Annotated in this window: 23 protein-coding genes; 3 read left to right on the top strand and 20 right to left on the bottom strand. The window is 39.7% G+C overall.

Annotation, left to right across the window (positions count from 1 at the left end; all coding sequences use genetic code 11):
• Positions 1 to 66: 66 nt before the first annotated feature.
• From ACLD72_RS22405 to ACLD72_RS22375, 7 genes are all read right to left on the bottom strand, one after another.
• On the bottom strand, positions 67 to 540 hold the full coding sequence (locus ACLD72_RS22405) for an NUDIX domain-containing protein (RefSeq protein WP_155620605.1): 474 nt from the start codon (positions 538 to 540) through the stop codon (positions 67 to 69).
• Positions 541 to 1,270: 730 nt separating this feature from the next.
• A complete protein-coding gene (locus ACLD72_RS22400; protein WP_411002493.1) occupies positions 1,271 to 1,726 on the bottom strand; it encodes a hypothetical protein in 456 nt (151 codons plus the stop codon).
• A gap of 408 nt (positions 1,727 to 2,134) precedes the next feature.
• Positions 2,135 to 2,650 carry a hypothetical protein gene (locus ACLD72_RS22395; RefSeq protein WP_458476164.1) on the bottom strand — a complete coding sequence of 172 codons (516 nt, stop codon included), beginning with the start codon at positions 2,648 to 2,650 and terminating at the stop codon, positions 2,135 to 2,137.
• Positions 2,651 to 3,097: a GNAT family N-acetyltransferase gene (locus tag ACLD72_RS22390; protein ID WP_411002491.1), complete on the bottom strand. Its 447-nt coding sequence runs from the start codon at positions 3,095 to 3,097 to the stop codon at positions 2,651 to 2,653. It lies immediately after the preceding gene.
• A 66-nt stretch (positions 3,098 to 3,163) separates the two neighbouring features.
• Positions 3,164 to 3,934 (bottom strand): class I SAM-dependent methyltransferase, encoded by a 771-nt coding sequence (locus ACLD72_RS22385; protein ID WP_411002490.1) that lies wholly within the window; start codon positions 3,932 to 3,934, stop codon positions 3,164 to 3,166.
• 158 nt (positions 3,935 to 4,092) lie between these two features.
• A complete protein-coding gene (locus ACLD72_RS22380; protein WP_155620604.1) occupies positions 4,093 to 4,578 on the bottom strand; it encodes a hypothetical protein in 486 nt (161 codons plus the stop codon).
• A gap of 110 nt (positions 4,579 to 4,688) precedes the next feature.
• The gene (locus tag ACLD72_RS22375; protein WP_155620603.1) at positions 4,689 to 4,994 is read right to left on the bottom strand and encodes a hypothetical protein; all 306 of its coding nucleotides are present in this window, start codon (positions 4,992 to 4,994) and stop codon (positions 4,689 to 4,691) included.
• 859 nt (positions 4,995 to 5,853) lie between these two features.
• Here ACLD72_RS22375 and ACLD72_RS22370 point away from each other — a divergent pair.
• Positions 5,854 to 6,252: a retropepsin-like aspartic protease gene (locus ACLD72_RS22370; protein WP_411002488.1), complete on the top strand. Its 399-nt coding sequence runs from the start codon at positions 5,854 to 5,856 to the stop codon at positions 6,250 to 6,252.
• A 585-nt stretch (positions 6,253 to 6,837) separates the two neighbouring features.
• Here the strand turns inward: ACLD72_RS22370 and ACLD72_RS22365 are convergent.
• The 4 genes from ACLD72_RS22365 to ACLD72_RS22350 all read right to left on the bottom strand — a co-directional run bounded on the left by ACLD72_RS22365 (position 6,838) and on the right by ACLD72_RS22350 (position 9,959).
• On the bottom strand, positions 6,838 to 7,464 hold the full coding sequence (locus tag ACLD72_RS22365; protein ID WP_411002487.1) for a class I SAM-dependent methyltransferase: 627 nt from the start codon (positions 7,462 to 7,464) through the stop codon (positions 6,838 to 6,840).
• Between the two features lie 347 nt (positions 7,465 to 7,811).
• Positions 7,812 to 7,910 carry a putative holin-like toxin gene (locus tag ACLD72_RS22360; RefSeq protein ID WP_230877161.1) on the bottom strand — a complete coding sequence of 33 codons (99 nt, stop codon included), beginning with the start codon at positions 7,908 to 7,910 and terminating at the stop codon, positions 7,812 to 7,814.
• A 182-nt stretch (positions 7,911 to 8,092) separates the two neighbouring features.
• Positions 8,093 to 8,512, bottom strand: coding sequence for a hypothetical protein (locus ACLD72_RS22355; RefSeq protein ID WP_411002486.1), 420 nt, complete (start codon positions 8,510 to 8,512; stop codon positions 8,093 to 8,095).
• Positions 8,513 to 8,792: 280 nt separating this feature from the next.
• Positions 8,793 to 9,959 carry a serine hydrolase domain-containing protein gene (locus tag ACLD72_RS22350; RefSeq protein ID WP_411002485.1) on the bottom strand — a complete coding sequence of 389 codons (1,167 nt, stop codon included), beginning with the start codon at positions 9,957 to 9,959 and terminating at the stop codon, positions 8,793 to 8,795.
• Between the two features lie 172 nt (positions 9,960 to 10,131).
• Between ACLD72_RS22350 and ACLD72_RS22345 the strand changes: the two genes are divergently transcribed.
• Positions 10,132 to 10,575 carry an Lrp/AsnC family transcriptional regulator gene (locus ACLD72_RS22345; RefSeq protein ID WP_155620600.1) on the top strand — a complete coding sequence of 148 codons (444 nt, stop codon included), beginning with the start codon at positions 10,132 to 10,134 and terminating at the stop codon, positions 10,573 to 10,575.
• An 87-nt stretch (positions 10,576 to 10,662) separates the two neighbouring features.
• On the opposite strand, the gene ACLD72_RS22340 is transcribed toward ACLD72_RS22345, so the two are convergent.
• The 4 genes from ACLD72_RS22340 to ACLD72_RS22325 all read right to left on the bottom strand — a co-directional run bounded on the left by ACLD72_RS22340 (position 10,663) and on the right by ACLD72_RS22325 (position 14,413).
• Entirely contained in the window at positions 10,663 to 11,862 is a 1,200-nt protein-coding gene (locus ACLD72_RS22340) for an MFS transporter (protein ID WP_411002484.1), read from the bottom strand.
• A gap of 376 nt (positions 11,863 to 12,238) precedes the next feature.
• Positions 12,239 to 12,982, bottom strand: a complete 744-nt coding sequence (locus ACLD72_RS22335) for an SDR family oxidoreductase (RefSeq protein WP_411002483.1) — start codon at positions 12,980 to 12,982, stop codon at positions 12,239 to 12,241.
• Positions 12,983 to 13,264: 282 nt separating this feature from the next.
• Entirely contained in the window at positions 13,265 to 13,642 is a 378-nt protein-coding gene (locus ACLD72_RS22330) for a MerR family transcriptional regulator (RefSeq protein ID WP_411002482.1), read from the bottom strand.
• Positions 13,643 to 13,837: 195 nt separating this feature from the next.
• Entirely contained in the window at positions 13,838 to 14,413 is a 576-nt protein-coding gene (locus tag ACLD72_RS22325) for a TetR/AcrR family transcriptional regulator (protein ID WP_411002481.1), read from the bottom strand.
• A gap of 145 nt (positions 14,414 to 14,558) precedes the next feature.
• Between ACLD72_RS22325 and ACLD72_RS22320 the strand changes: the two genes are divergently transcribed.
• Positions 14,559 to 15,362 (top strand): SDR family NAD(P)-dependent oxidoreductase, encoded by an 804-nt coding sequence (locus tag ACLD72_RS22320; RefSeq protein WP_155620596.1) that lies wholly within the window; start codon positions 14,559 to 14,561, stop codon positions 15,360 to 15,362.
• A 464-nt stretch (positions 15,363 to 15,826) separates the two neighbouring features.
• On the opposite strand, the gene ACLD72_RS22315 is transcribed toward ACLD72_RS22320, so the two are convergent.
• The 5 genes from ACLD72_RS22315 to ACLD72_RS22295 form a co-directional block, all read right to left on the bottom strand.
• Positions 15,827 to 16,144 (bottom strand): hypothetical protein, encoded by a 318-nt coding sequence (locus ACLD72_RS22315; protein ID WP_240751714.1) that lies wholly within the window; start codon positions 16,142 to 16,144, stop codon positions 15,827 to 15,829.
• Between the two features lie 254 nt (positions 16,145 to 16,398).
• Positions 16,399 to 16,785 carry a hypothetical protein gene (locus tag ACLD72_RS22310; RefSeq protein ID WP_155620595.1) on the bottom strand — a complete coding sequence of 129 codons (387 nt, stop codon included), beginning with the start codon at positions 16,783 to 16,785 and terminating at the stop codon, positions 16,399 to 16,401.
• Between the two features lie 55 nt (positions 16,786 to 16,840).
• Positions 16,841 to 18,007 carry a hypothetical protein gene (locus tag ACLD72_RS22305; protein ID WP_411002480.1) on the bottom strand — a complete coding sequence of 389 codons (1,167 nt, stop codon included), beginning with the start codon at positions 18,005 to 18,007 and terminating at the stop codon, positions 16,841 to 16,843.
• Between the two features lie 500 nt (positions 18,008 to 18,507).
• Positions 18,508 to 18,939 (bottom strand): hypothetical protein, encoded by a 432-nt coding sequence (locus ACLD72_RS22300; protein ID WP_458476163.1) that lies wholly within the window; start codon positions 18,937 to 18,939, stop codon positions 18,508 to 18,510.
• An 81-nt stretch (positions 18,940 to 19,020) separates the two neighbouring features.
• The gene (locus ACLD72_RS22295) at positions 19,021 to 19,776 is read right to left on the bottom strand and encodes a DUF4367 domain-containing protein (RefSeq protein ID WP_411002516.1); all 756 of its coding nucleotides are present in this window, start codon (positions 19,774 to 19,776) and stop codon (positions 19,021 to 19,023) included.
• Position 19,777: the final 1 nt, after the last annotated feature.

The following is a 19,777-nucleotide window of genomic DNA, read 5'->3' as shown; positions in this document are numbered from 1 at the left end:
TTTTAAATCTTTCTCTAATTTGATTTCTTTCTTTATTATAACTCTGTGCTGGGGGACTTCGCCAAATCACCTTACAAAATGCGCTCTTTCTTCTTGACTTGAACTGAATATGTAATCTGGGTACTTGTTTGCGATCAGTGGTATTTGGTCTTCGGGAAAGAACTTGAGTTCCTTCATCTCTTCATTATCTGAGTTTAACTGTCCATCCTTAATCCTGCATTCAAATACAATAGCTAAGTATTCGACTTGGTGACCGTTACCATAAGTAAATCTTTGTTCTTCCCCGCCATATACTCCTATGATTCGCTCCGGTTCAATATCAAGCCCTGTCTCTTCTGATGCTTCTCTGACCATAGCTTGAGCAGGAGTCTCTCCAAGCTCAATTGCGCCAGCAATTAAGCCCCAGTTCTCTTCATTGTGTTTTCTTCCGAAAAGGATCTCACCTTGTTCATTTCTAATAATGCCAGCTACACACGGCATTAAGATAAGTTGATTTCCAATTTTCTCTCGAAGGTTTTTATAATATTCTGACATCCCCATGTAAACGCCTCCTTCATCCTCAATTATGTCGTATATTCACGAAACAACCCAACCTTAGATAGCTTCTATCCTAGGCTGGGTCATTTGTTGTCTGAGCTTCTTCCATATTATACATCTATCAACCAAGGGGTGATAGTCACGTAGCGTGAATACGGTATGAGATTCAAAAGCAACATGATTATATAATAATATTCAAATTCAGATTGACCTGTTAATGCAATCAAACAGGGATATAGCTTTCCATCTGAGCATATCCTGTTGCCTTAATCACTTCTGGCGGCGTGATGATATGTCCCATGGCATAGTGATTCGCTCTTTGGTCCAGCTCAAAAAAATCCGAATTCTCAATCCATGACAGAGCTTCATAATACAACCGTTCATTCTCATCATGCTCCGTCTTTGTAATGATAAGTCACATACATAAACCTGTGAACTGATGTTCATAAGGAGCCCACCCCTCCTAAATGTTTGAAACCCCTTTCATTTTTTCACTTCCCTTACGTACATATTATATTTGCAGTAGCCGCCCTCTCCGTTCCAAGTAGCGAGCATACACTAGCTAGCTCGAGTATAGTGATCATTTTTTTGTACCGTCAAGGTGAAGAACATTCACATTGACCTTGAAAAATGACAACTATGTTACAGCATCGTATCGTATCTGGCGGATCGAGGGCGTATTCCTCGCTGTCAAGTATGGCTTTATTCGTTGCCCTGTCTTCATGGAAATACTTCAAAACTTATTTATCAATTTATTGTTCAAACTTTCATCCGATAAAATGAAGAGTGTAGAAATGTCATTTTTTATTGATTTAATCTTTACTATTTTTTCATTTGATGGATCATTGTTTATTCCGGTTACATAAATTTTCCCTTTGTTACTTTCATCACTTGGGTCGTAAATAAATGAAACCTCATAATCGGAAGAACCCTTTCGGTATACATACGAATACACATAGTCTTCGCCTTTATCGTGATCTTGAAGTATAAAGTATCGGCCTTCTCCCCCGGTAGAACGGACATTATCTAACCATTGCTTTACCTCATCGGGTTGTTCTGACCCTACTTCATACTGCTTGTATTCGATAACGGCTTTCATACTGTCTTCTAAATTTACTTTTTCCTGTGTTGAGCATCCGCAAATCACAAAAAGAATAGAAACCATAAAAATCCGAAAGAAATTTCGCATACCATACTTCCCTCCACTTATCTTGTATACATGAAACGCCCCAACCTTAGATAGCTCTTATCTAAGGTTGGGCGTTTGTTGTTCGGGTTCTCTTCCATGATTATACATTTTACGACCGAAGGGCAATAGTCCCAATATATAAATACGATCTTTTAGGATGTACTCCCTACTTGAATTGCCTTACAATTCCACTATTCCAACTGAAGTGTATATAGATAATCAAGCTGCTTCTTCACAACATTGGCCGCTTCCGTTCCAGTAAACCATTTAATTACAAAAAGGCCTAAATCAATGGGTGTTGCTACTTCGCCAGCTGTTATTACGTTACCAACCTTCACAATCCGGGTAACTTTCTCGTTAAACCACCAATATCTGAGATTTTCTTATTTATGTGATGTATACCGGCATCTAAGTCTCAATAACCTTTGAAAAATATCTTTTGAATATAACTTCACTACTTTCATCAGTATCTTCTTCCGTTATTCCCTCTTTGATTTGTAATCCATTATATAATGCGTTCTCAGCAAACCATTTCACCAGATCATTTAACTCATAACGTTCTTCATCATCTTGATTCTCATAAAAAGACGTCACTGTTAATGTAAATCCAGGGATTCCAATGTCCCCATAAATGATGAATTCGAAATCTTTATTCTTATATATATTTTTTAAGTATTCCTCTACCTTACCTTCTAAAAAGATGAATGATTGCGTGACATCATCTAAACTTATAGTCCCTTTCCTTAATAAACGAGTAAAGCCGTGAATATATCTATAGTTAGTTTGCGCTTCTAAAGATGTTAGAGCTCTGTCATTTGAGAAAAGAAAGTCTGGTTGTTCTATAATATGCAGAATTTCTTTATAAGCTTTTTGAGCATGTTTGCTTAAATAAGCAAGCATGTCGATCACGTCCTTTATAGCCATTTATGATTTCTCAAAAATATACATATCCTCTTCTTCCCTGACTTTAATAAACCCGCATTTAGTATAAAAATGGTGATTTCTCACACTCCATTTTGGTGTGTCTAACCACCATTTAGGGTTGTCTAAATAAATGATTTCTATCTCTTTCATTACTTTCATTCCAATCCCCTGATTCTGATATTTCGGATCTATAAAAATCCTTCCTAAATTAAGAACTCCGTTAGTTCCCAAGAGAATTATTGCCCCTCCAATGATTTCTCCATCTTTGAGAACTTTATAGTAGTCCCCGTATACCATCATATCCTCTTGCCAGACCGTGGAATCATATCCAGGAGGTCCGCCTATTTCACTATTATTAAATTGCTTAGATTCTTCATCGAAACTTGCCTTCTGAATTTCAGCCAGTTTTCTAGCATCAGCCTTTAATGCCTTTTCAATTATCATCATAGAACTATCTCCCAATTTGCTTTTTTAGTTTTGCACTGACCCAGCTTCCCTGAAATGCCTAAGGGGCTAAGGCTTTCTTGCTAAATATAAATCAATAGTATCGTTCAAATTAATCTGTCCACCGTAATAGTTAATTGTTTCTATCAATTCTGCTTCAAAAAGTATTCGTTTATCTTCCTGTAATACCCTATGGTCTGAATAAGTTCTAAGAAGTGAAACGTAGTTTTGAGCATCAAATGTTCTTGTTTCATGATATAGCTTATAATTCACGTCAATAAAACCGTAGTGTTTAATTGTATTGACCATTTCCAAACAGTGTTCTTCGCTGTATGCTACTGGTGGTTTTTTAGATGATGGTCTATATTTGTCGTAGATTTTTTGCATGGCTATATGAAGGTCATTTTCTTTGGCTGGAAACGGACGATTCCAAAATAGTGCCAATACTCCACCACTTCTCAAAAGTTGATAGACTTTTGTATATCCTACTTCTTCAGGTATCCAATGAAAAGCGGTTGCAGAATAAATTAAATCAAAGTGATTCTTTTCAAGAACGACACTTTCAAAATCATGATTTATAACACTGAAATCAGCAAATTTTGAAAACTTCTGATTTGAGAATTTTGCCAAATTTTCACCAAGTTCTATGGCCGTAACCTTACATCCAGTATTCAAAAAAGGTAAAGTGGCTTGGCCTGTCCCTATACCTATTTCAAGAGCCGTTTTACTAATATCTAAGTTTGAAAACTGAATCACATCATGAAACAATTCTTCTACATATGTTGGTCGCATTTTATCATAATTCAACACATCTTCATTAAACGTTAGGCGTAAATCCATCTTTTATCCCCCTCGAAATATAAATTTAATTTCTGATAACGTTCTTGTATTCGCGAAACAACCCAGCCTTAGATAGCTTCTATCCTAGGCTGGGTCAATTGTTGTCTGAGCTTCTTCCATGATTATACACCTGACAACCAAAGTGCGGTATCCTGCAATTATCTTCCATCTTCGTATCTTATTAAGGATATTCCTAGCCCTTTCTTCTGTATGCAATAACTGTAGTATTCATTCTTATAATAACATCTTCCCAAATCATATTTATCCCAATCAATTAGCCCTTTTAATAACTCATTCTCCTGGGCGTCCCATTCAAAGTCATTAAACTTAATTGGAAATTCACTATGTGGATTTTCCGTATGAAAATATATTGCATCTGCAGAACCAAATCCTGAATCAAGAATAATCCATGTTTGAAATAGTTTACTTTTGTCCTTTGTAAGAATCTCGATCTTATCTAAAAAATGAAGGTACCATTTAATATGACTCCTTCTATTTTTAGCACTATAGTCAGTAATTCCTTTCCAATCTAAATGTATATGGAAAAAGCTATACCAAGAATCATCATCAAGATAAAGAACAAAATCATCAAGTTTTCTTCCTATAAGCTTATACCTTCTTCTTAATCCTCTATATTTCTTCAAAGCATATCCTCACAGTTCAGCGTTTTTAATATTGCATTGTTTTCAGATAACCCAATACGTGAATATATGGTGTTATGTGAAGTTGCTGACTTCTTTGAAATGCTAAACATTTAATATTTTCTGATTATTTCAAAACGGGGAACTCCCGTTATTTCTTCTATTTTTTTTGGATCCATTTTTAGATGTCTCATTTTTCTTATCAGGTTACCTCTTTCAGTCCAACTTCCAAATAACTTTCCATTAATAAATCCATCTTCTCGAGCTTCCTCAATTTCTTTTGGGATCGTTATTACTTCAGATATGATTTCCCCGCACCATGAATCTAGTCCTTCATCAAACATGATTCTTGCATTTACTTGAATATCTTCTGTATATATGATTACTTCTTCTCCCTCAGAGAGTTTAAAATAATCCATTTCCGCTTTTGATATTCTCAGTCTATTAGGATTGGGTCCATTAAAATCAGTCCAGATTTTTTATTTTCATTTTTTCTCCTTGGTTTTCAGCAATTTACATTACGTTATGGTATTCACGAAACGAACCAGCCCCAGTTTGCTTATCTTGGACTGGGTCGTTTGATGACTGAGCTACTTAACCTCTCGCCTATAGTTTATGTATAATCGTTATAAAAAAATTGCATCTCCAATGAGCTGTACAAATATATATGTGAAAACAGATAGAGCATTATTGCTTCCTATGTGATCTGTACGATTCATATGCATCCCTTTCATATAAGGTTCTTTCCACGAAATCCCCCAAGCCCCGAATCGAGTGAATCTCTGCGTTCATATAATCTTCCATAAAGCTATATTAGACGCAGTGTCCCCTAATCCCTTTTTGCCGATGATGGCCTTTTTATAATTCAGTCCATGGCTTATGTTTTTGGGGTAGGCGACGAGGGTGTGCTATCAATTCGAAATTAGAAATGGTTAATCCTGTTTTTTCTTAAACGAGGCGTCCCAGTATCTCCTATTTCTCAAAACATGATATAATTTTTATAAATGAAATACAAAGAACGGGGTGAATTTTAAATGCAGTGGCAAGAGGTCCGTACGATCTTTCCCGATCAATATGTTCTGCTTGAAATTCTCGATTCTCAGACTGAAGATAACATACAATACGTTAAAGATGTCGCTATTGTTCGAGCCATTCAAGACCCTTCTGAGGCAACCAAAGAGCTCTTAAAATGCAAAGATAACAACATCGTTTACCATACGGGCCAAGAGAAAATTACTATCGAGCTGAGAAAACCTCCATTCTATAGAGGCCGATAACATGCTGATCGAATATATCGATAACCTGCTGCAGACCTCTATGACGATTCGCTATAAAGGACGCTCTCTAACTGTCGATCATTTAGTCATTGATACCGGAGCTGCCCATTCTCTCCTCTCTTCCGATATTGCGGCACAAATCGGGATTCACTTTGAAAATGGAGACAAGCTTGTGCACAGTATTGGAATCGGCGGAGGCGAGTACTCTTTCCGGAAGCTTATCGATCAAGTTCAATTAGGTGATTACATTATGAACAATGCCCATATTGATTTTGGTGTTTTTCATGAGGATATCGATCAAATCAATGGCCTTATTGGGTTGGATGTTTTGAAGAGCGGCAATATGATTATTGACCTGCACCAGATGGAAATGCATCCTGCAACACTTAGTTGTGATTAAAAAAGGGACGCGAATTCTCCCGCGCCCCTTTTACTCAAGAATTATTTTATCAGACCATTAGGAAATGCTAGCCTCTATCAATATTCAGTTTAGACCTCATTTAACTTCTTAATGATCACCTCAGCCAATTGAACAGGAATTTAATCTTTAGCTTCCAAGTAACCATATCTGTCCGTAATTCTCGGAATTGATGTCTGATCCAAACAAATGGGTAATATGTATTCGCCATCTCTGTATTGCCAGTGCATAGCATCTTTTCCCGCAGCGTAAATATATTGTTATCCGAAGTTCAATTCCCCTTGAGTTAACCATTCATCTCTTGATATAACTTTATATCCATAATTGGGGTTATTTTCTGGATCGCTTTTTAACTTCAACAACTAATAAATTTTCGGCAAAATTTCTTCGATGAACTACAATATCAGGATAGACTGAATTATCGATCTTTCATGGGAATTGTTAGAGATAATTACATGATCAAAATAGTAAAGTCTTTTTAATGCATTTTTCAGTCTATTCTCAATGAATGTTTTATTCATCTTCTCACCTCTAATTGAATTCCGGCTAACGTCTTTGTTCAAAAAACTAACTCGTCTTTACAATAATATACCTTAACGCGTACTCCTTTATTTGGTTATCTTTGTAACATAATGTCTCTATTGTTGATCCTGTTTCAATAATATCAAACTCTACAAAATGTCTCCGTAAATCCTCTTCACTAAAGAAATGTGCATATTTATTAGTCTTATATTCGTAGGTACCTTCTTCCAATTGTCTACCTATCCCATTATTTCGGTCTTCATCCGAGAAACAAGTAAAGTACATTAGTCCTGGATGGTTCATTTGCTTCATACAGTTCTGTATTAATTTATTTCGATCTTGCTGTAAAAATAGATGTAATAAATCAAAGCAATAGATTGCATCATATTTCTTGCTAACTTCTAAATCACTCAAAATAGATCCTTGAATAAAATTTGTGTTCTGATCCCAATTTAATGCAATTTGAATCGCATCATTCGATAATTCAATTCCATCTACTTGAAAAATCGAGGAAAAAGCTTTTGTGTTTCTTCCGTAGCCTGACCCAGGAACTAAAAGAGTTTTAACATTTTGTTTCCTAAATATATCGAGAGCATGGTATGCTGTGGGGCTTGGTTCACTCCCCCATATCATACCTTCATCTCGATACCTCTTCTCCCAATAATCTTCCACATCGATCACCCTTAATTAATTTATTTTGATCGTCCTTAAGATGATTTTTATGTACTTCAAGCAATTTCAGGTAAGGCTTCTTACATTAACGACCTCCGATGGGGTTGTACGCTGAATCCGCATACTCTGCTGGCCGTGAGCTGGCAGGCCCGCCTTGTGAATGCTCTTTGTACAAGTCTTTTATTGCTATTCCTGGTTTTCATTAACCTTTAGATATGGTATCATTTGTATAAGAAAACCGAGTGCGGCTAACACTCGCCTATACAATTGGCTTGGATGGGGTTACCCTCTTAAGTCAATAAAGTGATAAAACCCACCTACGGCCGGTAAACCTTAGGGTGGTTTTTTTACTTCCTCTTGTAGTTATTCCCGATGTATGTTAAAAGAAGAGCCACAACAAATGTTGCAAACAGAATCATTATAGTAATTGCTTCTTTCAACTCCATGGTCTCACCTCCTCTCGAAGGGAAACCATGCCCACCCAAGATTCAATTGTGCTTCCTCATTCTACCATATTGCCCCAAGCGACGTGAGTGTAAATCAATTCGAGATTAGAAATGGTTAATCCTTTTCTTCTTCAAGCAGGCCGTTCCGTAATCTCATATTTCTCAAACCATGATATACTTTTTCATTCTGAAGTCACCTTAATGGTCTCATTATCTTGAGTTGTACCATCGCTGCCTAAGGCTTGAATAGTAATACGATCGTGAAAAGTCCGGCTGCCAAAGTTCCATGTTAAAGACCAGCCGTCACTTCCATCTGTGTCGTACCCAATGAGCTCTCTTTCCCCCAAAGTTTCCGTACCTGTCGGAGTAATCCAAAATAGAACGGTATCGATATTTTTAGCCTTCACATTAATGGTCATGGTATTAACATCTTTGTGAACAATCCACCAACCGGCATTTTTCGGCAAATCCGTAGATACTTGCAAAATCTCTGCTTTCTCGTCCATGATTTGAGATTCTTCTGATACGGTTTGGTGATTGTTACATGCGGATAACAGTAAGGTGAATAAAAGACATATACCAGTGATGTTCATTCTCGTCATATTTTCCCTCCATTAAATTTTTAAGAACCGTACAATTATGATATCATCGAAAAACCGTCAAACCTTATAAAAGCGTTTGACGGCTCGCTACAGATAATAACCTGAAATAATCATAGCACGATTCTGGAATGCTGGTTTATTGAACTCGTTTTCCGTTTAGCTGAACGCCGAATTGTATTGCATAGTAAATTTTCATCTCAAATTACTTAGTTAATGTAATCTGACATCCATCCAGCGTCTGCATACTCCGAATATTTGTTCAAGACAACGTCCTTACTCTTTACTGAACTCCTCGAATACCCTTGTAGACAGATTCGCACAGCTCCGTTGTAAACCTGCCTGACATTCCTTCAAGCGCCGTATTGGTGAACGCTACAACACTAAGCTCCTCACTCGGATCAACAAACCAGGAGTGACCATAGGTGCCGCCCATCCGCCAAGTTCCCACTGATTCCGGTGTATTGGCATCCGCTGGGTCTTTAAGCAGCGTAAAACCAAGCCCAAAGCCTCTCCCCGGCCAATAGGGCATCACAAGGTTACCAATTTGATTGGTTGTCATTTCCGTGACAAGAGCCTCCGGCAAAATCGGATTTCCTCCCTGGCGCAAAGCTTCCAGCAGTTTAAGAAAGTCTCCTGCGCTGCCAATCATGCCGGCTCCCCCGGAAGGATAAGCTGTCTTATCGGTAAACCTGTTGGGTGAAAGGAGGAATCCTGCCGTCCCCTCCACGAAGGGAACGGTATCAAAATCGTGCAAGCGCCGGGGCTCTCCAACGCTGTCGGCGTAAGCCGCAGTCAATCTGTCCGTGTCTACGGCCTTGAAATCCGTGTCCATCATGGAAAGCGGATGAGTTACAAGCACCCGAACAGCTTCACTTAGCGGCATTCCGGTAACCTTTTCGATGACCGCTCCGAGCACGTCTGTTGCTATGGAATACCTCCACATTTTCCCCGGCTCATATAGAAGCGGGACAGAAGCGAGTCTTTGCAGATTCTCTTCAAGTGTAATTCCCGCCAGATCCATGCCGTCCGATACCCCGGCAAGCTCATAAGTTCCCTTTTCTTCCTGGAAGAAACGGTAGGTTAAGCCGGCGGTATGCGTCATCAGATGGTGAACGGTCATGGAGGCATACTGTCCGTTTGGCAGTTTGGGACGAAAGGCGGGCAACCATTTTTCCACCAGATCGTTTAACTGCAATCTCCCTTGCGAAATTAATACTAAGGCTGCCGTTGACACGATCGGCTTGGTTACCGAAGCATATCTAAACAAAGCATTTTCCTGCATCGGCCGTTTCTGCTCGCGGTCGGCCCAACCAGCAGGCCTGCTGTAAACGAGGCTTCCGCCTAATGCAATTTGGACGACGGTACCCACGATCCTTTTTTCCTCAAGTGTGCGGTCAATCACCTCATTGACGCTTTTATGCAGCAATTCCAGATCTATATTTCTCATGATTCTCATCCTCTCCTGCTGTAATTTACTTGATTATTTATAGCAAGTGTGTTTATTATATAAATAATTTCTGCTTCCTTACATAAAACAAACAAGTTAGAAAAAGAAATTTCCGATGATTCTAAAGGTATTTAAAAGAAATAACTTTTAAATTAAAGGGGGGGCGATTTTCTTGGACGAAATCGATAAAAACATCCTGCTCCATTTGCAGAACCAGGCGAGATTATCAATGACAGATTTAGGAAAGCTTGTGGGACTGTCTCAGCCAGCCGTAACTGAACGTGTAAAACGCATGGAAGAAAAGGGGGTTATCGAGGAATACCGAACCGTCATTTCTTCGCAAAAAGTGGGTAAGCAATGCACCGCCTATATGCTTGTTCGGACTCGGAATTGCTATCCTTTCCTGGATTTTTGTCGTTCATCGCCGGAGGTCACGGAATGTTATCGGATAAGCGGTGAGCATAATTATTTATTGAAAGTCCTCACGGAAACCACCCAGGAGCTGGAGGAGTTTGAAAACCGGTGCGATCAATACGGAACCTATACGACTCTGATCGTAATGTCTTCACCGATCGCTTATAAAAATCTCATTGGAGAAACGAATTTGCTCGCATAAGATGTAATTCTCTAATCCCCAAAAAATGAATCCGCCTTTGCAGGGGATTCATTTTTTTGCTTATGTTACACATACTCGTGGATTCCTTTAGGAAGGAAAGCCATGCTTTTTAGCTAGCCAAACTGCAAGCAGGGAGGGAAGCAGCAGGATGATTAATGAGCCCGGAAGGAATCCGGCTCCAAGCAGCTCGAGAAGAAACCCGCCGATAATGCCTCCTCCGCCGATTGCCACATTCCACGCGGTAACCAGCATCGACTGGGCTATATCTGCACTTTTTCCCGCAGCTTGTGCTATTGCTGTTTGCAGTAAAGTGGCTGCCCCGCCAAACGTAAGCCCCCATGCCGTAACACCAAGAATGATGATTGCGGGCTGATCCATTCCGATCCCCAAGGCTGCAGAAGCCAAAGCAAACCCCGTGATGCTGATTAAAACCAGTATTCTTAGAAAACGGTCAATCAGCATGCCTACCACCCAAATGCCGACAACCGAGGTAATTCCGAAAATAAGAAGAACCAAATCCACTCGCTGAGCAAACGCGGTCTCCGCAAGATACGGTGCAATATAAGTGTACAAAATATTATGAGCTAGTACCCAGGTCAAAACGACGAACAGAATCGGCCGTACACCGGGAATCAGGAAAACCTTGTGAAAACGGAGCTGATCACCGGCAGGCTCACCGGCATAATCCGGCACCTTCCAGAGCACCCAGCCAATAAGGGCTGCAGCCAGTAGTGAGACAGCTCCGAAAATGAGACGCCACCCTGTATATGTTCCGAAAAACGTACCAAGCGGAACGCCCAGCGCCAATGCCAGCGGGGTGCCAACCATGGCTACGGCCATCGCTCTTCCTTTTAGCGAATCAGGCACCATGCGCCGCGCATAACCGGCCGTCATCCCCCACAGAACACCTGCCGAGACACCTGCGAAGAAACGCGCTGCAAGCGTCAGCACATAAGTAGAAGATAACGCGGTGATGGTGTTAAAAACAAGAAAGCCGATGATGCACAGCAGCAGAAGCGGCCGGCGCCTCCACCCGCGGGTAGCCGTTGTCAAAGGAATGGCGGCCAGAAGAGATCCAACCGCATAGAGAGTGACCAATTGTCCGGCAAGAGCTTCGGTGACCCCAAGATCCTGTGCAATCTGCGGCAGTAATCCAGCAGGCAGGCCTTCCGTAAGAATGCAGATGAAGCCCGCCATGGCTAAGGCCAGCAGCCCGACCCACGGAAGACGTTTGGAAGACGGCACATTTGCTCCGCCTTTTCTTATAAGAGCAGTGTTTGAGTTCACGAAAAAATCTCCTTTATTTATTTTTTGCCGCTTAAAAAGCTTTGGCTTTCGTATAAGCATATATAAATAAAACAGTTTTTTATATGGATGATTAAAGGAGGATGAAGCGAATTAAGAGGAAAATACTTTTATTCTTATAGAAATTCCGTGATTTTAAAGGCAAAAAGGCAGCATCGTAAGATGCCGCCTAATAAAAATCGTAATTGATGAGCTTCCTTAGGGAGAATTTCATCAAACAACCAGTCACCAATTGATTATCGACGACTGACTGCTTAACTTGCAAGGTGTTCTGATCCACGGGGCTCAGTCTCCAAAAATCTAATCGGTTTTTTAGTGCAAAGTCCTTCCGGGCAAGCTTGAACTACCTGCCCTAATTTTATAAGCTTTGAGACGTGGGGCGGACAATCAGTTCGTTAATGGTTACGTTAGTCGGCTGCTGGATAGCAAACAGTATGGTTCTCGCAATGTCGCTTGGGTCAAGTTGACTCCATTCCTGGCTGCCCAATTTCTCCAATGCCGGATAAATTGAGTTATCGGTTATGGTATCGTACAGTTCGGTCTCCACCGCGCCGGGGGAGATGAGAGTCGTCCGAATATTTTGCGTGTGTCCCAATTCAGTTCGCATACCTTCTGTTAAAATCCGTACAGCATGCTTGGTCGCACTATAAATAGAGCTTGAAGGGAAAATGATGTGTCCCGCAATGGACGAGAAATTAATAATATGTCCCTCATTACGATCCTCCATATGTTTGTATACTGCCGCCATCCCATAGAGGACGCCCTTAATATTCACATCGATCATTCTCTCCCATTCGTCAACTTTCAAATTTCTGAAGAACGAAAGAGGCATTATTCCAGCATTATTAATCAAAATGTCGATTTGTCCATAGACTTTAATGGTTTCAGCTGCCAACGCTTCAACGTCAGCGCGCGAAGTGACATCAGTCACCTTGTAGCTGGCTACGCCTCCAGCGTTACGGATTTCTTCTTGCAGCTGCTGCAATCGGTTTTCCCGGCGAGCGGCAAGCATGACTTTAATGTTGTGTTGAGCGAGAAGTTTGGCCGTAGCCGCTCCCATTCCGCTGCTTGCACCTGTAATGATTGCTACTTTTGTATTCATGTGTACTTCCCCTTTGTCCTTTTATTAGCCACTCATCGCTGGCCTGATTCTAGGGTATCAATTAGAGCTTAATATAAGTCAAGTCTCAATAATTAAATAATTCGCATAGGCAAAACCCCACAAATCCGTGGTGTTTTAGATGATGAAGGATAATAAATGGGGGGAAATGGAAAATGATTATATAAATTATATTAGAGTTTACTCTAATATATGTACCTAAAAAGACACGTCTCCATCCGGGAAACGCGCTCCACTTTAGAGTGAAATGTTGCAAAACGGCATCTAGGGCAGCATCTTGGCCAATTCTTTTTCCTGCATGTCATAAAGTGCCAGCTTGTAATTGATTTGTTCCAAATATTTAATAGTTTCCAAGAGGTCCTTCTCCACTTTTTCCTTGTGCATAAGCATCATTTGTTTACGTATTTTAAGTGTATTCTCGCCTTCTTGATATAAATCCACATATTTCCTGATTTGGGCAAGTGGCATGCCAGTCGCTCGCAACGCCAAAATAAAATTCAACCAGTCCATACTCTCTTCGTCATACAATCGATTGCCACTCGAATCGCGCTTGACACATGGCAGTATTCCTTCCCGTTCATAAAATCGAAGAGTATATGGGGTAATTCCGGTTTTCTCCGAAATTTCTTTAATCGTGGACATCGTTATCCTCCAGTCATCAAAGTAAACTCTAACCTTTTTCCTTTATTCATTTCCTTATTACTGGCATTAAAAACTGATGTTCCTTGCCCCTCCCGCCAGAGCTGAACTTTCCTCTACCTCTAATTGGGCGGTGTGCGGTACGGAACATATAGAGATTAATCATAAACAAATGTTCCCTCGGGCAGGTATTCTGACTTAAACAAAAATCAAATCTACAAATGAGCTAATTAAACCAGCCGCATCATCTAATTCTTTTTCAGGCTCTTGATGTCCAGTAGAATTAAGTTCAAAAAGACCAATAATAAATGCAGATGCCATGGCTGTTAATTGTTTGGGTGATTTATTAATAGTGTGGTTTTCTTCTTGAGCTTTTTCCAAACACTTATGGATGATCCCAAATACTTCAAAGGCTGAAATGTGTATGTTAGCATATTGATTCTTGTCCCACTGTGTGCGGTACATTAATTGATAATGTTCTTGATTCTTTATCCCAAAATCATAAAAAGTATACAAAAGTTCATAAACAAGTTTTCTAGGATCGTTTAATTTTCCAGTTAATTTGGAAAGGAGACTTTTTAGTGTTTCAAAATTTTCAGCGACAACGGCTGCAAGTAAATCATCTTTATTTTTAAAATATACATAAACCGCACCTCTAGATAAATTCGCTTCTTTTCCAAGATCACGCATACTAACTGAATCAATACCACTTCTATCAATCATTTGTCTTGTTACATCAATGAGCTTTTGTTTTGTATCATTATTGTTTTTCATAGTGTCCTCTTCTTTAAATATATTGATTATAATTTTACAACCCCATGTTGACACCGTCAATGGAAAAGACTACTATGCATTTAAGTTGACACTGTCAACAACGAGATGTACTAATTCTATATCTTTATAAAAGGAGTTTGATATTATGCCTACAATTCTTATAACAGGCGGCCACGGAGGGATCGGGCTCGAATGCTCCAAACAACTCGCTTCTGGCTATCATCTTAACCTAGTTCTAGCAGGACGCAGCTTGGAGAGAATGGAGCCCATTGCGCGAGAACTGCGCACGACCTACGGCATCAAAGTGAGTACTATTAAACCGGATACATCCTCTCTGGCTTCAGTAAGGTCAGCCGCTGCTCAGTGTCACACCATGCTCGATAATGGCGAGATCGATTCCCTTCAAGGCATCGTTTGCAATGCGGGAGTATGCCTGGGCGGGCCTGTTTCCTACAGCGTTGACGGCTACGAAGAAACATTCGCAACCAATTACCTCGGACATTTCCTATTGGTTGAATTGCTGTTTGACCGCTTAGCGGACAGTGGGCGCATTGTGTACACGGTAAGTGGAACTCACGATCCTGACACGGCGGACGGAAAAGTGATGGGCATTGCGGAGCCTGACGCGATAGCTCTTGCAAATACCGGTAAAGACGGCAAAAAGCCGATTTCCACAAGCAAGTTCTATCCAACAACAAAGCTATGTATGATACTGCATGCATATGAGTTGGACCGCCGACTAAAAAAGTCAGGCAGTTCGATCGCGTCGATTGCTCGAACGATCTTTCCCAATCAATATGTTCTGCTTGAAATTCTCGACTCCCATACGGAAGATAACATTCAGTACGTTGACGATGTTGCCATTGTTCGGGCCATTCAAAATCCTTCTGAGGCAACCAAAGAGCTCTTAAAATGCAAGAATAATAACATCGTTTACCATACGGGCTAAGAAGAAATTACTATCGAGATGAGAAAGCCTTCATTCTAGAGAGGCCGATAACATGCGGATCGAATATATCGATAACCTGCTGCAAACCTCTATGACGATCCGTAATAAAGGTTGCTCCCTGACTGTCGATCATTTAATCATTGATACCGGTTCCCTCTTTTCCTAGTCGTGGCTACCCTAGCACCCGAATAAAATTGAAGACGCGAATTCGCTCGCGTCCTTTTTAAGCAATTGTCTTTTTGTATTTGAGTCTTACCTATATTCATTCTGAAGTGAATGCGGATAACAGTAAGGTGAATAAAAGACATATACCAGTGATGTTCATTCTCGTCATATTTCCCCTCCGGCTCGCTACTAAAAATAAGTTAGTATTCTCCCACTTGAATATAATCATCACTTTTATCGAAAAAGCTTACTTTCACTAATGAAAATGAAGTCACTATCCATTAACGCCTATCTCAGTTTCACTGTGAAGCAGGGCTCCAGTGAATACCATTCTCTGACTTTTTATATGGTACCACCAGATTCTGTCTTCCCAAGGCCACTCGCCTTTTGGATACAAATAGAGAATGTAGAAACAAATCCTTAAACAGCACTTTTGTTACATCCGGTAGCAGAGCAGAAGTAACTCCGATGAAAAAATAAGGCCAAGCTTTTTGATTTTTACTGAAAAGCAGTGCAAGAACCGCTCCCGCAAAGGCGTGGTGCAAAATATCATTCCAGTTTACCCAGTCTATCGTCACAATCTCCTTAAAGTTATCAATTGTAGAAACAGTTTTCAAAAGATATTACGATTTAGGTAAATAGCATGCAGGAATATCAAGCGATTTGACATAATTTATATAAAAACGATGTTACGGTTGAAAGGAATTTGATAAGCCTAATAAAGCGGAATAAAGATCAAAAAATGCACTGCCCTCAGGCAGTGCATTCAGATGATTAGCTAGACCTGAAAACCGGTTCTTTACCAACAATTCGATTATCGAGGCCCCCCCCCCCTCTTTCCAATCTTAAAAGTGAAAATTGGTTAATTCACCTATAATGTATCCGAAAGTTCATAAATATCTTTAGAATCATTGGTTTGCAGGATAATCTTTTCATCATCCAATATAATGATTGTCGGGGACTGTTGAATATCAAAAATCTCTTTATAATCATACTTTTGCGTCTTGTCATGTACGCTAATAAAAGTCATGTTATTAATGTTCATCGATTTAAGGATTGCTTCGGAATTGATAACATTCAACATTTCATCTATTAATTCTTGATAATCTGTATTCTCGCCGTCCCAAAATACATAAATGTTATAAGATCCTTTTGGGGCAACCATATCTTGAATGACATCTGCTTTGCTTGTAGAGCACGCAGTAAGAGAATTGAGCACAAGAAAAAAGAGAAGTATTAAAAATATAGTCTTTTTCATCGAAATCACCTCAATTGAGAACTAGGGGTCCCATTTAGGACCCCTAGTCATACCTTTATTCACTAACGACAGAAGCAGTAAAATTAGGAATAACAACGTTGTCATGTAGAACAACATCTTGAGCAGGAATATCGCCAAAGTAATACAATGCCCCGATATCAATCTTTGCACTAGTTGATACTTGACAGCTTTTCCCCGCTCCAGTAATCGTTGTAATTCCTTCTAAGTAATATTGATCCAAAATATCCCCATTGTCGTTAATAATATCAAGATATTGATTCTTAATATTCCAATTTGCAGATGTTCCTGGTGATATACTATTATAGGAATTTAGCGGGAAAGTAACTCCTAATGCAAGACCTCTGTAAGAAACTTTAATGGTGACATTTTTGGGATTATTCGGATTGTCGACGGTAGGTTGAGTGGAACCTTTTGGCCCGCTTCCAACAAAAGAGTAAGTAGCGTTTGTTGAAATAATCAACGATTGATTTTTTATAAGTGTTCCACTACGGCCGTTTGGATTAGTCCAAGAATTTAGTGAACCGTACAATGGAACAAACTTGAGTTGCATAACACTACTTCCAGTAGCAATATAATTTGTATTCCAAAAAACACCGCCGTACATATAGTTTCCGTATTTATAGGATTTAACTACTGGTAAATCACCTGCTGCCGTTGGGGTGATAATGGAAGTTGGATCCGGGACGCCTTGAACCATATTTTTTTCCACACCATTTACCAACGTTTTAAGGTCGATAGGCTCGGATGCTGCAAAACGGATATAATCTTTAGTTTCAACAATATCCGTACCCTTATTCGTATCCGTGGTTTCATTCGATTGCGCTTCTTTTCGGTGGGTCAGGATGATGTTTCCGTTTGCATTTTCTTTTTTGTCAAACACCAGACGAATGAAAGCGCTGTTGCTATCATCGATTTGCCCAGTAGCAGAAATAAGAGTTGTTTGGTAGTGATCATCGACCTGTTTCTCGTATTTCATATTTTGAATAGTGTTTCCATCCAAAATGAGGTCGAGATTTTCCTCGTCTTTAATGACAACTTTCAAATCATTGTAAGAAGACGTCTTTTCATAAGTGTCAATATCATATTGATATACATTCCCAAATTCAAAAACTTTGGAATCAGCAGGCTCAGCACTTACCGATATCGCACTTGAAAACATCGCTACAGCAACTAAACATGGCAACAAGATTTTTTTGAACACAGCAAAATCTCCTTTTGTTCTTGATTTGGAAAACATCAAATCAGTAAGTTGAAATCTACCCTCCCTTCCGAAATAAAATGTGGGGTTAATAAACAAGCAGAAGAACCCACTCTTGTCATCGCTTGATAAACTTAACCATGATTTGGTTTACCGCTAATAATGACGTTTATTGAAGGAAGAATGTAACACAAAGAGAAAACTTTTAACTTAGTATGTAACCTTGCGCAGAAGTATCTTTCAAAAACTTTGTACCATCCTTAACAGAAGCAGTGACTACAACTCGATACGTGTGACCCGAAGTTACATAATGCTCCTTTTCGAAGTTTGTGAGGATCTCCGGTGTTCTCTGTGTTCTCGTTTTCGATGGCCATAGATTCGTGTGTGGTATTTATTTCTTTAATATAAGGTTCAATTTCCATGATATGAGTTGTGGGTATTTCCTTTGCTTGTAATAGGTTAAAATACCTATTTACAATCCAGCTGGAGGAATGTAATCCCTTTCAGTATGTGACCTCAGACGACGTTCTGGTAGCCGTCTCCAGAATTTTATTTCCGTCCTTAATCTTGGCTGTGGTAACAACTCTATACGTGTTGCCTGATGTCACATAGTACTCCTCTTCCAGGCTGTGTGATCCCTTCCCCGTAAAAGACTCACTCCACGATTTAACTACCGACCACTTGCTTCCATTTTTGCGTTGGAGTTCAATGGATAGGGTCGAATCATAAGAGTCCGGGTAATACACATTACCACTCGAAACAGCTTTTCCTGTTTTTTCAATAGATAGAGAGGAACTCAGGACAGAGATGTATTGATAGAAAGGAATTACAGCATCCTCCTGAATTGATACATCATCGCCACGAGCCTGGGTAATAGGAACTGCTACAAAAACCAACAAAACCGCCGACAACATTACAATTGTTTTTTTCTTCAACATGCATCCTCCATTCGGTTCTATTCTTTCAACTATATTAAACTCCTAATTCCCTATTATGTAACACATATGGTGAAAAATTCATTTGACCAACGTAACACTCTCTGCCATTTTAACAAGTTCTTCCTTCCTTAATTGGGGCGAATCGCCCAAGATTAGAAATAATCGACCTTCATTTTGCCATACTAATGTAACTACATTTTTCTTCCGGACAATTAGCCCGTCATGTCCTTGAATCGTTGTATGGCTTAATTCATCAGCTTCTTCCGTATCCACGTTCATACCGCTGTTTTCGTTGTTCTGCTGAAACAAGATATAACCATCGGAATCATTCACATATTCGATAGATTTTATGTTCTGAAGGTTCTTCACTTCTTCGATACGATAACCTTCCGGAACTTCCGTTGGTACATAGGCATTTTCCCAGTTAATTTGAAGATGACTGTCTTTTAAGTGTTGAGTGCCTTGTCCTAATCGAATTTCCGTGTATTCCTCTTGCACTTGAATGAACATATTCAAAACTTTGACTCTTACCGCCTCAACGTTCAAGGCAACAGCGAATAGGAAGACAGCTAATAAGACAGCTACTTTCTTATAACTGGTTGCAAAAAAGCGTATAGTCTGCTTCAAATAATAAAAGGCGAAATGACGATTTAATCGCATGATAAAGGTTAGTTTTGTTTTTTCCGAGGGGAGGTAAATTGGATTGTTGCTCAATTCCTTATTTTCTTCCAGAAGTATTTTACCTTCCAATTCGGCAAAACGACCCATGAGCAATTTAATTTTTATTTTCTCATATTCTTCTTCAAGCAATTTGGAATCCATTGGGTTATTCATC

The organism is Paenibacillus lacisediminis (assembly GCF_046567315.2).
The sequence above is the reverse complement of the archived record's forward strand: the minus strand, read 5'-3'. Positions and strand labels throughout refer to the sequence as shown.

Coding starts and splice junctions, on each gene's coding strand:
- ACLD72_RS22310 (WP_155620595.1), bottom strand. CDS start 16,785: ATGAAAAAGACTATATTTTTAATACTTCTCTTTTTTCTTGTGCTCAAT.
- ACLD72_RS22400 (WP_411002493.1), bottom strand. CDS start 1,726: ATGCGAAATTTCTTTCGGATTTTTATGGTTTCTATTCTTTTTGTGATT.
- ACLD72_RS22320 (WP_155620596.1), top strand. CDS start 14,559: ATGCCTACAATTCTTATAACAGGCGGCCACGGAGGGATCGGGCTCGAA.
- ACLD72_RS22370 (WP_411002488.1), top strand. CDS start 5,854: ATGCTGATCGAATATATCGATAACCTGCTGCAGACCTCTATGACGATT.
- ACLD72_RS22330 (WP_411002482.1), bottom strand. CDS start 13,642: ATGTCCACGATTAAAGAAATTTCGGAGAAAACCGGAATTACCCCATAT.
- ACLD72_RS22405 (WP_155620605.1), bottom strand. CDS start 540: ATGGGGATGTCAGAATATTATAAAAACCTTCGAGAGAAAATTGGAAAT.
- ACLD72_RS22385 (WP_411002490.1), bottom strand. CDS start 3,934: ATGGATTTACGCCTAACGTTTAATGAAGATGTGTTGAATTATGATAAA.
- ACLD72_RS22360 (WP_230877161.1), bottom strand. CDS start 7,910: ATGGAGTTGAAAGAAGCAATTACTATAATGATTCTGTTTGCAACATTT.
- ACLD72_RS22295 (WP_411002516.1), bottom strand. CDS start 19,776: ATGAATAACCCAATGGATTCCAAATTGCTTGAAGAAGAATATGAGAAA.
- ACLD72_RS22375 (WP_155620603.1), bottom strand. CDS start 4,994: ATGGATTATTTTAAACTCTCTGAGGGAGAAGAAGTAATCATATATACA.
- ACLD72_RS22395 (WP_458476164.1), bottom strand. CDS start 2,650: ATGGCTATAAAGGACGTGATCGACATGCTTGCTTATTTAAGCAAACAT.
- ACLD72_RS22335 (WP_411002483.1), bottom strand. CDS start 12,982: ATGAATACAAAAGTAGCAATCATTACAGGTGCAAGCAGCGGAATGGGA.
- ACLD72_RS22390 (WP_411002491.1), bottom strand. CDS start 3,097: ATGATGATAATTGAAAAGGCATTAAAGGCTGATGCTAGAAAACTGGCT.
- ACLD72_RS22325 (WP_411002481.1), bottom strand. CDS start 14,413: ATGAAAAACAATAATGATACAAAACAAAAGCTCATTGATGTAACAAGA.
- ACLD72_RS22355 (WP_411002486.1), bottom strand. CDS start 8,512: ATGACGAGAATGAACATCACTGGTATATGTCTTTTATTCACCTTACTG.
- ACLD72_RS22350 (WP_411002485.1), bottom strand. CDS start 9,959: ATGAGAAATATAGATCTGGAATTGCTGCATAAAAGCGTCAATGAGGTG.